At 66.7% G+C, this 12,866-nt stretch carries 10 protein-coding genes; 4 read left to right on the forward strand and 6 right to left on the reverse strand.

Annotated elements, in window-relative coordinates; genetic code table 11:
- Positions 1–307: 307 nt before the first annotated feature.
- The 3 genes from KK141_RS09010 to KK141_RS09020 all read right to left on the reverse strand — a co-directional run bounded on the left by KK141_RS09010 (position 308) and on the right by KK141_RS09020 (position 5,007).
- The gene (locus KK141_RS09010) at positions 308–3,397 is read right to left on the reverse strand and encodes a TonB-dependent receptor (protein ID WP_214569389.1); all 3,090 of its coding nucleotides are present in this window, start codon (positions 3,395–3,397) and stop codon (positions 308–310) included.
- A 460-nt stretch (positions 3,398–3,857) separates the two neighbouring features.
- The gene (locus KK141_RS09015) at positions 3,858–4,217 is read right to left on the reverse strand and encodes a hypothetical protein (protein ID WP_214569390.1); all 360 of its coding nucleotides are present in this window, start codon (positions 4,215–4,217) and stop codon (positions 3,858–3,860) included.
- A gap of 4 nt (positions 4,218–4,221) precedes the next feature.
- Positions 4,222–5,007 (reverse strand): AMP nucleosidase, encoded by a 786-nt coding sequence (locus KK141_RS09020; RefSeq protein ID WP_214569391.1) that lies wholly within the window; start codon positions 5,005–5,007, stop codon positions 4,222–4,224.
- A 221-nt stretch (positions 5,008–5,228) separates the two neighbouring features.
- Between KK141_RS09020 and KK141_RS09025 the strand changes: the two genes are divergently transcribed.
- Together KK141_RS09025 and KK141_RS09030 are read left to right on the forward strand one after the other, a co-directional pair.
- On the forward strand, positions 5,229–6,173 hold the full coding sequence (locus KK141_RS09025; RefSeq protein ID WP_214569392.1) for a DegV family protein: 945 nt from the start codon (positions 5,229–5,231) through the stop codon (positions 6,171–6,173).
- Positions 6,174–6,207: 34 nt separating this feature from the next.
- Positions 6,208–6,849 carry a DUF4124 domain-containing protein gene (locus KK141_RS09030; protein ID WP_214569393.1) on the forward strand — a complete coding sequence of 214 codons (642 nt, stop codon included), beginning with the start codon at positions 6,208–6,210 and terminating at the stop codon, positions 6,847–6,849.
- Between the two features lie 74 nt (positions 6,850–6,923).
- On the opposite strand, the gene KK141_RS09035 is transcribed toward KK141_RS09030, so the two are convergent.
- Entirely contained in the window at positions 6,924–7,706 is a 783-nt protein-coding gene (locus tag KK141_RS09035) for an SDR family oxidoreductase (RefSeq protein ID WP_214569394.1), read from the reverse strand.
- Positions 7,707–7,806: 100 nt separating this feature from the next.
- Between KK141_RS09035 and KK141_RS09040 the strand changes: the two genes are divergently transcribed.
- Both KK141_RS09040 and KK141_RS09045 read left to right on the forward strand, forming a co-directional pair.
- A complete protein-coding gene (locus KK141_RS09040) occupies positions 7,807–8,022 on the forward strand; it encodes a hypothetical protein (RefSeq protein ID WP_214569395.1) in 216 nt (71 codons plus the stop codon).
- 4 nt (positions 8,023–8,026) lie between these two features.
- Positions 8,027–8,887: an ATP-binding cassette domain-containing protein gene (locus KK141_RS09045; RefSeq protein ID WP_214569396.1), complete on the forward strand. Its 861-nt coding sequence runs from the start codon at positions 8,027–8,029 to the stop codon at positions 8,885–8,887.
- 77 nt (positions 8,888–8,964) lie between these two features.
- On the opposite strand, the gene sppA (KK141_RS09050) is transcribed toward KK141_RS09045, so the two are convergent.
- Together sppA (KK141_RS09050) and sppA (KK141_RS09055) are read right to left on the reverse strand one after the other, a co-directional pair.
- A complete protein-coding gene (gene sppA / locus KK141_RS09050) occupies positions 8,965–10,812 on the reverse strand; it encodes a signal peptide peptidase SppA (RefSeq protein WP_214569397.1) in 1,848 nt (615 codons plus the stop codon).
- A gap of 139 nt (positions 10,813–10,951) precedes the next feature.
- Positions 10,952–12,814 carry a signal peptide peptidase SppA gene (sppA, locus tag KK141_RS09055; RefSeq protein ID WP_214569398.1) on the reverse strand — a complete coding sequence of 621 codons (1,863 nt, stop codon included), beginning with the start codon at positions 12,812–12,814 and terminating at the stop codon, positions 10,952–10,954.
- Positions 12,815–12,866 lie beyond the last annotated feature (52 nt).

A 12,866-nucleotide genomic window follows, 5' to 3' on the forward strand; every position in this document is an offset into this window, starting at 1 on the left:
CGTTTACGTAGCGGGTGCTTCAACGTGCCGTGGCGAAGAGGGCATTCAAGAACCGAGGCCAGCTTTGGCTCTTCGTTCCTGTATGCCCCACCACATCACTTCTCCCTCTCCCCTCCGGGGAGAGGGTCGGGGTGAGGGGCCGGGCGGAGCGCAACGTCAAATCTTGCCATGGCGTAGGTTGGGGTGAGCCGCAGGCGAACCCCAACAATGCGTAGCGTATCGACGTGCCAATGACGGCTCTGTTGAAAGCAGCGCATAAAAAAATCCCCCGCCAAAGGCGGGGGATTTTTCTTCAACATCCCGTACGTCAGAAGTCGTAGCTCACCGAGAACCGCACGTAGCGCGGCGTGGTGTACGAGATCGGCGTCTGCCAGTTCACGCTGGGGGTGCCGGGGCCGGAGACTGAGCCCTGGCGGTATTGCGTGATCACCTGCTTGTCGAAGATGTTGTAGACCATCACGTCGAACGCCAGCTTCTTGCCTGCCCACTCGGGGCGGTATTCGCCGTTGAGGCTGACGATTTCCTGCCAGGGCGTGCGGCCGGTCGAGCCGTACGGTGCGGGTGTGCCGTTGGGGCCGCAGAAGTGGTAGGCCACGCCGTAGTCGTAGGGATCGGTCTGTTCGGGGCCGAAGAAGCTCAGGCAGGTCTTCGGGGTGCCGGACAGGATCTGCACGTTGCCGCCGATCATCCATTCGGGGGTGATCTGGTAGTAGCCCACCATCTTCAGCTGGTGGCGGCGGTCGTTGGCCAGCGAGCCGTTGGAGTTGGTCATCACGCCGGCGTTGTCCCAGTCTTCCGTCTGCGACACGTCGGTCTGGCCGATGTCCGAACGCACCGAGCCCTCGGTGTTGCCGAAGTTGTGCGACCACACGTAGTCGATGCGGCCGTACCACTTGCCGTCGAACGGATGCTCCAGGTACGTGTTCAAGGCCACGTACTTGCGCTTGAGCGGCGGCATGCCCCAGGCGGACCACGGAATGTTGAGGATGCTGTAGCCGCCGTTGCCGTCGGCCACATTGATCTGCGCGGCCTTGCCCGGATTCATGATGTAGCAGCCGGTAGAGCCCAGCGCCGCCACCGGATCCAGGCCCTGCTGCACGGCATAGGCCTGGATGACGGTGTCGTCGCAGACGTCGTCCAGGTCGTTGCGCAGCACGCGGTAGGTGCCCTTGGCGCCGTACACCCACTTGGTGCCGAAGGCATCGAGCGTCTTGTCGAAGCCGGCGATGTATTCGTCCTGATACTCGGCCTTGGCGTTGCGGCTGGTCACCGTCTTGGGGTCCGGCGGAATGCCGAACTCGTTATTGGCCGACACGCCCGGATAGCGGTCCTGGGTGATCTGGGTCAGGCCGGTCGGTTCGCCGGTGACCTGGTCGATGCCGGTGTAGGTGAAGTACTGCGAGGTGAAGGTGCTGCCCGCCGCGCCGCGGATGGCCACGTTGGCCGGCTCGTCGAGGTAGTAGCGGCCAGCGTTGGCGTAGATCTTCAGGCTGGAATCGCCGTACACGTCCCAGCTCGCGCCCAGGCGCGGCGCCAGCTGCGGCTTGGTCAGGCGCAGGTAGGGCACGCCGTCGGGGTTGTAGTTGGTGAACTGGTCGTTGCGCACGCCGACGGTGAGCAGGATGCGGTCGTTGATCTGCCACGCGTCCTCGATGAATTGCGCGTGCTGCTTCACCCGCGCGCTGGCCGAGTTGGAGTAGATCGTCTTGGCCACGTAGTAGCCGCTGCCGCCCGGCGCGCCGACGGCCTCGCCCGGCAAGGTGCTGATCGGCGCGTTCGGATCGCCCTGGCCGTAGACCCAGTAGTAGCCGGGACCGGACGGCGTGGTGCCGATGTCGATCGCCTGCACGTCGAGGTTATCGATGCCGGCGGTGATCGAATGATTGCCGATCTTGTAGTTGACGTCGAAGCGCAGGTTCGAGGTCTTGTCGTGCGAACGCGGATCGTCCACGGTCTGGTTGATCTGCGGGCCGTTGATGCCGCTGGAACCGGGCGGAAGCAGCGCCGGATTCTGGAAGCTGGCATTGCCGATCCATGCCGCATCGCCGCCTTCGGCGTTGCTGTAGTCGGTCTGCGTCATCTTGCCGTACAGCGCTTCCACCGTGATGCTGTCGGTGATGTAGCCGGTGTACTTGGCCACCCACATGTCGGCGCCGTCCTTGGTATAGGTCGCCGGCCCGAGGTAAGCGCCGCGCGTGCCGGGCGAGCTGCTCTGGGTATACGCATAGGCGTAGGTGTTGCCCGAGAACATGCTCTTGTTCGACGCGCCGGTCAGCTCGACGATGTTCTGGTCGGTGATGTTCCAGTCCAGCTTGCCGTACCACTTCGGCCGCGAGTAGCCGTAGGTCTGCTCGGTATTGGTCGAGCGGTTGGCGACGTTGACGCCGCTGTCGATATGGTCCGCTTCGACCGCGCCGAAGATGTACAGCTTGTCCTTGATCAGCGGACCGCCGAAGTAGGCGTCCTCGACGTGCTCCCACGACTGGTTGTCCTGCCGCGTCCAGTACATCTGGCCCTGGCGGCTGTTCGGGCCGGACAGGAAGGCCGGGCCGGTCGGGTACATGCCGTTGTCCGGCGAGGCCTCGGCGAACTTCGGCTGCCACACCACCTGCGCGCCGAAATGCCATTCGTTGGTGCCGCGCTTGCCGACCTGGTTGATCACGCCGCCATCGGAACGGCCATAAGCGGCGCCGTAGCCGCCGGTCATGATCTGCTCCTGGTCGATCGCACCATAGGGCAGGGTCAGGCCGCCGAAGTTATGCAGCGGATCGCTGGTGTTGAAACCGTTGATGTAATACGCGTTCTCCGCCACCGACGAACCGCCGAACGAGACCAGGATCTGGCCGGTCGGGCTGGTGAAGTAGCTGCTGCCGGTATTGACGCCCGGCGCCAGGATCGCCACCGACTCCGCGCTGCGCGCGATCGGCAGCTTGGCCAGCTGCTCGGCGGTGATCACCGTGCGCGAGTCCATCTGGCTCACGTCGATGGCCGGCAGCGCATTGCCCACCACGGTGACGCTGCCGAGGTTGGTCGCATTCGCCTCGGAAGCACCGGCGAACATCACCTGGGTACCGCCGCCGACGGTCAGGCCGATGTTGTCGCGTGTCTCGACGACCGCACCGTCCTTCTTCAGGCTCACCTTGTAGGTGCCCAGGGGCAGCTTGGTCGCCGAGTAGCGGCCGTTGGCGTCCACCGGCACTTCGCGGCTGACGCCGCTGTCGCTCTGGATCAGCACCGTCTCGCCTGTGGCCGCCGGCGCATTGCCGAAGATCGAGCCGGTGGACGACTGCGCATGCAGCTGGCCCGCGATGGCGCAGCTGGCCGCGATGGCGAGCGCCAGCGCGGTGCGGCGCGTGGAAACGTGGCCGGAAGCCGGCCGGCTATACGGATTGGTCATTCGTTACTCCCCCGAGCAGAGAAAAAACCGCCAATTGAGTTAATCAAGAGAAAAAACTCCCCACCGCCATGGCCAATAGCCATGGCGTCCGATGTTGGCTAACAAGCTCCCACCCTTTCATTGGAGCGATCGCGCTGCAGCCCTGCTGCCATGACGCCGCAACCGAACTCTGGCAGCGCGATTCAAATCACCCTAATCGGGCGAATAACGGCGCGTCAACAATGATTTATTGCGCGCTTAACACTAAAAATTGCGCCGCGGCGCGAATGCGCTGACGCGGCGGCGGCGGAATGCATGAAAGATGCGGAAAAAATGGCCTGATGCGCAACGCAGGCATTCGCAAAGAAATCGCGGCGTGCGCGATTTCGTAGCGAACATGCGGTGCACTCTAGGAATAATTCCTAGATTAAGCGCAACACATCGCAACACATTTAAAGACTTATTTATCCATCACCACGCATTAGCTAAAGGCGCTTTTATTTGCGTCAATTAATCGCGCTTGACAGCTGTCGCCATGCATTGCATAAAAAATACAAGACGGATATTCGATCGCCGTTTTACGCAGCCGCGCGATAAAAAAACCACCCGCCATGCAGCGTTGCGGCATGGCATTCGATGCAAAGGAAACCAATTCACCGATGCCGCCGCGCCATCGCCCATGGCGCGAACGTCCGTCGCCAGTCCAGCACCGAGCATTCACTACAAAGCGCGTGCGGCACCAGGACGATGCCGCAAGCCGATAATGTTGGATCACCCCGGTAGGGCCGCTTGCAGCGGCCCCTTTTTTTATGGATGGCCGGCGCGCGTGCGCGCCGGCCATCGCTTCACTCGACGTTTTCCTCGAAGCGCAGGTGCTTCACGCTGCGGCCATTGCGGCGCACCAGCTTGAGCGCTTCGATGCCAATGCGGATATGGCGCTCGACGAACTGCGCCGTCACGCTGCGGTCGCTGGCTTCGGTCTTCACGCCTTCCGGAATCATCGGCTGGTCCGACACCAGCAGCAGCGCGCCGCAGGGGATCTGGTTGTGGAAGCCCGCCGCGAAGATGGTGGCGGTTTCCATGTCCACCGCCATGCAACGGGTGCGGCGCAGGTAGTCCTTGAACTGCTCGTCGTGCTCCCACACGCGGCGGTTGGTGGTGTACACCGTGCCGGTCCAGTAGTCGTAGCCGAGGTCGCGGATCATGGTGGACACGCCGCGCTGCAGCTGGAACGCCGGCAGCGCCGGCACTTCCGGCGGCAGATAGTCGTTGGAGGTGCCCTCGCCGCGGATCGCGGCGATCGGCAGCACCAGGTCGCCGATCGCGTTCTTCTTCTTCAAGCCGCCGCACTTGCCCAGGAACAGCGCCGCCTTGGGCGACACCGCGCTGAGCAGGTCCATCACGGTGGCGGCATTGGGGCTGCCCATGCCGAAGTTGATCAGGGTGATGCCGTCGGCGGTGGCGTTGGGCATGGGGCGGTCGCGCCCGTGCACCTCCACGCCATGCCATTCGGCGAACAGATCCACGTAGTGGCCGAAATTGGTGAGCAGCACGTACTCGCCGAACTGCTCCAGCGACGTGCCGGTATAGCGCGGCAGCCAGTTGGAGACGATTTCCTGTTTGTCTTTCATGGGACCCTTTGGCAGGTCGATGGGCGCGGGAGCCTCCCGCACCGCGTTACCGGCGACGCCACGCCGGCGATAGGCCGAATGATCCGCGTCATTCTAGCGGAACGGCGGGCGGACTCCCGCATGGCGCAGCGCCGCATGAGGGGGTTTCGTTCTGTGATCCAGTCGGCACAGACGCTGGCGCATGTTATGTTCCTGCGGCAGTCGAGCTAGGGGGTGACAAGATGCGCATGGGGCTGGCCATCGATGCGTCCTGCGATGTTCCGCAGGGTTTCCTGGAGGAACACGGCGTCACGGTGATGCCGATCACCGTGCGGGTCGACGACGAGACCTTCCTGGACAACCGCGACCCCGCCGAGGTGCGCCGCTTCATCGACCGCAAGCTGGGCGACCGCAGCCATTCGGCCGAGACCGAGCCCTGCTCGGTGGAAGAGGTGCAGAAGCTGTTCCTGGAGAAACTGGTGCTGGAGCAGGACTGCGTGTTCTGCCTCACCGTCACCTCCACCCGCAGCCCGATCAACGACCACGTCAACAAGGCCAGCTTCGCGGTGCTCAAGCACTACCGCGCGGCGCGCGAGCAGGGCGGGCTGTCCGGCCAGTTCCTGATGCGCGTGATCGACACCCGCAACCTGTTCGCCGGCACCGCGCCGGCCATCCTGGAAGCCGCCCGCCTGGTCCGCGCCGGCGAGACGCCGCCGGCGATCCGCGAGCGCGCCACCTTTATCGCCAACCATTCCTACGGCTACATGCTGCCGCGCGACCTGTACTACCTGCGCGCGCGCGCCAAGAAGAAAGGCGACCGCAGCGTCGGCCTGTTCAGCGCGGTGCTGGGCTCGGCGCTGGACATCAAGCCGCTGCTGCGCTGCTTCCGCGGCGAGACCGGGCCGGCCGGCAAGGTGCGCGGCTTCGAGCACGGCGCGCAGACCCTGTTCGGCTACGCCGTGCAGCGGGTGCGCGCCGGCCTGCTGGTGCCGGCCATGTGCGTCAGCTACGGCGGCGACCTGGCCGAGCTGGACGGCCTGCCCGGCTATGCCGGCCTGCGCGCCGCCTGCGCCGACCACGGCGTGGCGCTGATGGAGGCGCCGATGAGCATCACCGGCATGGTCAATGTGGGCGAAGGCGCCATCACCCTGGGCTTCGCCGCCGAGGAACATGAGGCGGAGTTCTAAGCCGCCCGCCGCCGGCACGCATAGAATCCTGCCGATGCGCCGACCGATCCTGATCCTGCTCCTGCTGATGCTGTCGCCGCTGGCCGCCCTGCCGGCCAGCGCGGCCACCGTGTACAAGTGCACCGGCGCCGACGGCCGGGTGACCTTCCAGGACCGCCCCTGCCCCCGCGCGCAGCGGCAGGACATCGTGCAGCTCGCCGACCCCACGCCGGCCGCGCCCGCACCGCCGCCGCAGCCCGTCAGCGACGACCGCGACAGCAGCCCGCCGCCAGCGCCCGCCCCGCCGCCGCCACCGTCCGCGCCCCTGCCCGGCCTGTACGCCTGCACGCGCGCCACCGACGGCAAGTTCTATATCAGCCGCAACGGCGACCCCCAGCCCTATCTCGCGCCGTTCGGCATGGTCGGCATGGTGCAGACGCCGCTCGCCCGCGGCGGGGCCGGCGGCGTTTCGGCGCCGGAGCTTAACCGCGGCAAGGTCACGTCTGGGCTGGTGTCGGACAACTACGTCTGGGTGCAGGACCAGTGCCGCCCGATGACCTTCAACGAAACCTGCCACGCCCTGCAGGACGACTACGACGACAACGCACGCAAGCTGCGCCGTGCGTTCAAGAGCGACCGGCCGCCGCTGGAGCGGCGCGACGAGGAGCTGCGCGGGCAGCTGGCCAGTTGCCGCTGACGTAGGTTGGGGTGACAACCCCAACATGGCGACGTATATGCGGCGGCGCTGTTGGGGTCGTCACCCCAACCTACTCAGAACCCGTCATTGAGAAACCCGCCATCCACCGCCAGCACCTGCCCCGTGACGTAGCTGGCGGCCGGCAGGCACAGGAAGGCGATCGCCGCGGCCACTTCCTCCGGCTCGCCGATGCGGCGCAGTGGGGTGTGGTCGAGCACTTCGTCGAGATAGTCGTCGTCGGCCAGCGCCGGCTCCGAGCGCTGCGTGCGGATATACCAGGGCGCCACCGCATTGACGCGAATGCCGTCGGTGGCCCATTCGACGGCGAGGTTGCGGGTGAGCTGGTGCAGCGCGGCCTTGCTCATGCCGTAGGCCGCGCCGGTGCGCACGTGGGTGATGCCGGAAACCGAACCGACGTTCACGATCGCCGCATTCGCATGCTGCACCAGCTGCGGATGCGCGAGGCGGCACATCTCGAAGGCGGAGAACAGGTTCAGTTCGAAGATCGCGCGGTAATCGCGCTCGCTGTATTCCAGCGCCGCGGCCGGCGCATTGCCGCCGGCGTTGTTGACCAGCAGCGACAGCGGGGCGCCGAGATCCGCGATCCAGTCGAATACCGCCAGCCGCTCTTCCTGCACACTGAGGTCGGCGGCGAAGGACAGCACTTCGATCTGCTCGAAATCGTCGGCCAGTTCGACGCGCACCTGCTCCAGGTAATCGTCGTCGCGCGCCACCAGCAGCAGGTTGGCGCCCAGGCCGGCCAGCTCGCGCGCGGCGGCATAGCCGATGCCCTTGCTGGCGCCCGTGATCAATGCGGTATGGCCTTGCAGCTGCCAGGCGTCGATGCGGTTGTTCATGCGGCGAGCTTAGAACCTGCGTCACGCGGGGACCAGCCCGAGGTTGCCGCGCCACGGCATGCGCGGGACACTCGGGGCCGGCCCCCGTGGAGCATCCACCATGAAAGCTTGGCTCATCCTCCCGCTCAGCCTGCTCGCGCTCAGTGCCTGCTCCGGCAAGCCGCCCGCGCCCAAGGCCGAAGCCGCGCCCGCGCCGCGCGTCGCCACGCCGTTCGACGACCTGAAGAAGCAGGAACAGAAAGCCAAGGACGTGCAGAAGGTGGTCGACCAGCAGGCCGAGCAGCAGCGCAAGCAAGTCGACGCGGCGGAACAGTAACGGCATGGCGCACGAATCCACGGCTCACGAGTTCAGCGCCCTCGAACACGCCACACCCGCGATCGCCGCCGATGCCCCCGTACTGGAACTGGACCGCGCCAGCGTATTGCGCGGCGAGCGGCTGATCCTGGAAGCGCTCAGCCTGCGCGTCGCCGCCGGCGAACACACCGCCATCCTCGGCGCCAACGGTTCGGGCAAGTCCACCCTGGTGAAGCTGGTGACGCGCCAGCTGTATCCGCTGGCGCGCGACGACGGCCAGCCCAGCGTGCGCGTGTTCGGCCGCGAGCGCTGGCACGTGGCCGAGCTGCGCAGCCTGCTGGGCATCGTGTCGCCGGCGCTGCAGCTGGACTACACCACCGACACGCCGCTGGAAGTGTTCGACGCGGTGGTGTCGGGCTTCTACGCCGCGCGCGGCCTCGGCCCCGACCATCGCCCCACGCCGGCCATGCGCGAACGCGCGCACGAGGCGCTGGCGCAGATGGGCATCGCGCATTTGATCGGCCGCGACATGGCCACGCTGTCCACCGGCGAGGCGCGCCGCGTGCTGATCGCGCGCGCCCTGGTGCACCGTCCGCGCGCCCTGCTGCTGGACGAACCCAGCGCCGGGCTGGATCTCGCCACGCGCCGCCACTTCCTGGAAAGCCTGCGCACGCTGGCGCGCGGGGGCACCACCTTGCTGCTGGTCACCCATCACATCGAAGAGATCGTGCCGGAGATCGGCCGCGTGCTGCTGCTGCGCGAAGGCAAGGCGCTGCGCCATGGCGACAAGGCGCAGGTGCTCACCGATGACGCACTGAGCGATGCGTTCGGCATGCGCGTGCGGGTGGGACGCGACGGCGACTACTACAGCGCCGTGCCGGCCTGAATCAGGCCACCCCATGACATGGAAACGGCGGCCCGGAATGGCCGCCGTTTTTTTTCCTTGCGCACCCGCCGCACGCGTCAGCGCGGCTCGCAGAAGCAGTGCGCGTACATCTTCATCTTGCCCGGCTGCGTGTTCTCCAGCAACTTGAGTTCCGGCGCCAGCGCCGGCAGCTGTGCGATCCACGCGGGCAGACGCACGCCATAGGCACGCAGCGCGGTGGTGGCGACGCTGCCATTGAGCTTGACCAGCAACTGCTCGAACGCGCCCACGGGCGGCTCCGCATAGTGCACCGCAGGGTTCTTGCCCAGCCCGGCGCGCTGGGCGGCGTCAGCGACCGCCTCGCGCAGGCCGCCCAGCTGATCGATCAGGCCACGCTCCAGCGCCTGCTGGCCGGTCCATACGCGTCCCTGGGCGACGGCATCGATGGCGCCGTAATCCTTGCCTCGCGCCTGCGCCACGTTGCCGACGAAATCGCGGTAGCCCTTGTCGATCGTCGCCTGGATCAACGCGGCCTGCCGCGGATCGAGCGGGCGCGTCTTCTCAACCTCTCCGGCCAACGGGCCAGTACTCGCGCCATCGCTCTTCACGCCAAGCTTTTCCAGCGTGGAGGACACGTCGTAGAGCATGCCGAAGATGCCGATCGAACCGGTGACGGTATTGGGCTCGGCAAAGATGCGGTCGGCATTCATCGATATCCAGTAACCACCGCTGGCGGCGGTATCGCCCATCGAGACCACCACCGGAATACCCGCCTGCCTGGTCAGCTCGACTTCGCGGCGGATCTGCTCGGATGCGTATACGTCGCCACCGGGCGAGTTCACCCGCAACACCAGCGCCTTGGTGTCATGGCTCGCGCGCGCGGCGCGGATCAGCGCCGCGGTGGAATCGCCACCGATGACACCTGGCGGCTGCTCGCCACCGGTGATCTCGCCCTCGGCGACCACGATGGCCACGCCGGGCTCCTCGCTGTCGCCGGAAGGCAGCTGCGCGGCGTAGCCGTCCAGGTCGACCTGGCGAAAGCCCTCGCCATCGCTGCCTGCGGGCACACCTTCTTTGCGCAGCATCTTTTCCAGTCCATCGCGCGTCATCAGTCCATCGGCCAGGCCCTGTTCCACAGCCAGCCGGCCGAGGTCGCCTTTGCTGGCGGCAACCGCTTCGGGCAGGCCTTCGATCCCGGCGCGAAGCTTGGCCGGATCCATCCTGCGCAGCCTGGCCACCTCATCGAGATAGCGGTCCCACAAGCCGTTCATCCAGTAGCTGGCGGCTTCCTTGGATTCCGGCGAGGCATGATCGAGCACGAACGGCTCGGCGGCGCTCTTGAACTGGCCGACGCGGAACAGATGCACGTTCACGCCCAGCCGGTCGAGCAGGTTCTTGTAGAACAATCGGTATTCGGCCAGGCCGGAAAGCTCCACTTCGCCCATCGGGTCGAGCAGGATGCGGTCCGCATGCGCGGCCAGGTAGTACTGATTCTGGTCAAGTCCGGAGGCCCAGGCGATCACCGGCTTGCCGGCCGCACGGAAGCGGTCCAGCGCGCCAGCCACCTCGCGCAGCGAAGCGAAGCCACCGGCACGAAGATCTTCCGGCTCCAGCAGGATGCGGGTGATGCGCCGGTCGCTGGCCGCCGCATCGATCGCGGCGACCAGGTCGCGCACCTGCACCTGCGAGGCCGGACCGCCGGCCAGTCCCTGCATGGCGCGCTCTTTCGGCGAGGCGCTGAACTGCTCGACCAGCTCGCCCTGCGGTTTCAGCACCAGCACGCTGTCGTCCTGGATGGGACGCTCACGGCCGCTCCAAAGCACGAAGGCGAGCAGCAGCAGCGCACCGATGAAGATCAGATTGACGACGACCCGCCCGGCCGCATCGATCCCGCGCCCCAGGGCACGCAGGAAAACCCAAGAACCACGGTCATCGCGCCTGGCCATGCCTGCGCTCCTCGATAAAAGGGCCGCAGCCTACCCTTCGCCTTATCGAGGTCACATGGGAAAAATCTAGAGCACTCGGCCAACGCGCAAGAGGAATGGGAGGCTCGCCATCAGCGGCGAGCCGATCCCGGCCTGCGGCTCAGCGCGGCTCGCAGAAGCAATACGCATACACGTTCGGCTTGCCCGACTGCGCGTTCTTCAGCAGCTTCAGCTCCGGCGCCAGCACCGGCAGCTGCGCCACCCACTCCGGCAGATGCACGCCGTAGGCGCGTAGCGCGATGGTGGCCGAGCTGTCGTTGAGGTTGACCATGAACTGCTCGAAGGTGCCCAGCGGCGCCTCCACGTAGCGCACCGACGGGTTCTTGCCCAGCTTGGCACGCTGGGCGGCATCGGCCACCGCTTCGCGCAGGCCGCCGAGCTGATCGACCAGGCCGCGGTCCAGCGCCTGCTGGCCGGTCCACACGCGGCCTTGCGCGATGGTGTCGATGGCGTCGTACGGCTTGCCGCGCGCCTGCGCCACGCCGCCGACGAAATCGCGGTAGCCCTTGTCGATGATGGCCTGGATCAGGGTGCCCACCTTCGGATCCAGCGGACGGGTGATGTTGAACGCGCCGGCCAGCGGGCCGGTGCCCACGCCGTCGGTCTTCACGCCGAGCTTGTCCAGCGTGCCGGGCACGGTGAAGTACATGCCGAAGATGCCGATCGAACCGGTGATCGTATTGGGCTCGGCGAAGATGCGGTCCGCATTCATCGAGATCCAGTAGCCGCCGCTGGCCGCCACGTTGCCCATCGACACCACCACCGGAATGCCGGCCTCCTTGGTCAGCGCGACTTCGCGGCGGATCTGCTCGGCCGCGTAGACCTCGCCGCCCGGCGAGTTCACGCGCAGCACCAGGGCCTTGGTGCGGCGGTCCTCGCGCGCGGCGTGGATCAGCTGCGCGGTGGATTCGCCGCCGATGCTGCCCTGCGGCTGCTTGCCGCCGACGATCTCGCCCTCGGCCACCACCACCGCCACGCCCGGTTCCAGCATGCGGCCCGGCGAGACACCGGCCAGGTAGCGGCGCAGGTCGACCTGGCGGAAGCCCTCGCCCTTGCCGCCGGCCGGCACGCCTTCCTTGCGCATCATGTTTTCCAGGTCGTCGCGCGTGGCGAGGCCATCGACCAGGTGTTCGTTGAAAGCCAGCTGGCCGAGGTCGCCCTTGGTGCCGGCGATCGCTTCGGGCAGGCCGTCGACGGCGGCGCGCAGCGCGGACGGCTCGATCTTGCGCAGCTTGGCCACTTCGTCGATGTAGCGGTCCCACAGGCCGCCCATCCAGAACGCGTCGGCTTCCTTCGACTCCGGCGAGGCGTGGTCGAGGATGTACGGCTCGGCCGCACTCTTGAACTGGCCGACGCGGAACAGGTGCACGTCCACGCCCAGGCGGTCGAGCAGGTCCTTGTAGAACAGGCGGTAGTTGGCAAGACCCGTCAGCACCACGCCGCCCATCGGATCGAGCAGCACGCGGTCGGCATGCGCGGCCAGGTAGTACTGGCCCTGGTCCATGCTGGAAGCCCACACGATCACCGGCTTGCCGGCGGCGCGGAAGCGGTCCAGCGCCGCAGCCACCTCGCGCAGCGCGGCGAAGCCGCCGGCGTGCAGTTCCTGCGGCTGCAGCAGGATGCGGGTGATGCGGCTGTCGCTGGACGCCGCGTCGATCGCCGACACCAGGTCGCGCACCTGCACCTGCTTGGGCGCATTGCCGGACAGGCCCTGCAGTGCGCGCTCCAGCGGCTCGATGCTGAACTGTTCCACCAGTTCGCCCTGCGGCTTCAGCACCAGCACGCTGTCGTTCTGCACGCCGCGCTCGCCGTGGCTGCCGGCCCAGAAGCCGAGCATCAGCAGCAGGAAAAAGCCGAGGAAGACGAAGAAGATCAGGTTGATGATGACTAGCCTGACCACGTTGATTCCGCGCCCGAACACGCGCAGGAATGCCCAGAAACCGTTGGTGCCGCGCTCCGCCATGCTTACTTTCCTCGACAAGACGGCGGCAGCGTAACCGCTCGGGCTTTACAGG

The sequence above is a fragment of the Dyella sp. LX-66 genome (genome assembly GCF_018599165.1).
In the GTDB taxonomy this organism is placed as follows: domain Bacteria; phylum Pseudomonadota; class Gammaproteobacteria; order Xanthomonadales; family Rhodanobacteraceae; genus Dyella_D; species Dyella_D marensis.

Bases quoted from the DNA above. Each gene is read 5' to 3' on its own strand.
- KK141_RS09025 (WP_214569392.1), top strand. From the start codon at position 5,229: ATGCGCATGGGGCTGGCCATCGATGCGTCCTGCGATGTTCCGCAGGGT.
- KK141_RS09035 (WP_214569394.1), bottom strand. From the start codon at position 7,706: ATGAACAACCGCATCGACGCCTGGCAGCTGCAAGGCCATACCGCATTG.
- KK141_RS09040 (WP_214569395.1), top strand. From the start codon at position 7,807: ATGAAAGCTTGGCTCATCCTCCCGCTCAGCCTGCTCGCGCTCAGTGCC.
- KK141_RS09045 (WP_214569396.1), top strand. From the start codon at position 8,027: ATGGCGCACGAATCCACGGCTCACGAGTTCAGCGCCCTCGAACACGCC.
- KK141_RS09030 (WP_214569393.1), top strand. From the start codon at position 6,208: ATGCGCCGACCGATCCTGATCCTGCTCCTGCTGATGCTGTCGCCGCTG.
- KK141_RS09015 (WP_214569390.1), bottom strand. From the start codon at position 4,217: ATGGCCGGCGCGCACGCGCGCCGGCCATCCATAAAAAAAGGGGCCGCT.
- KK141_RS09020 (WP_214569391.1), bottom strand. From the start codon at position 5,007: ATGAAAGACAAACAGGAAATCGTCTCCAACTGGCTGCCGCGCTATACC.
- sppA (WP_214569397.1), bottom strand. From the start codon at position 10,812: ATGGCCAGGCGCGATGACCGTGGTTCTTGGGTTTTCCTGCGTGCCCTG.
- KK141_RS09010 (WP_214569389.1), bottom strand. From the start codon at position 3,397: ATGACCAATCCGTATAGCCGGCCGGCTTCCGGCCACGTTTCCACGCGC.
- sppA (WP_214569398.1), bottom strand. From the start codon at position 12,814: ATGGCGGAGCGCGGCACCAACGGTTTCTGGGCATTCCTGCGCGTGTTC.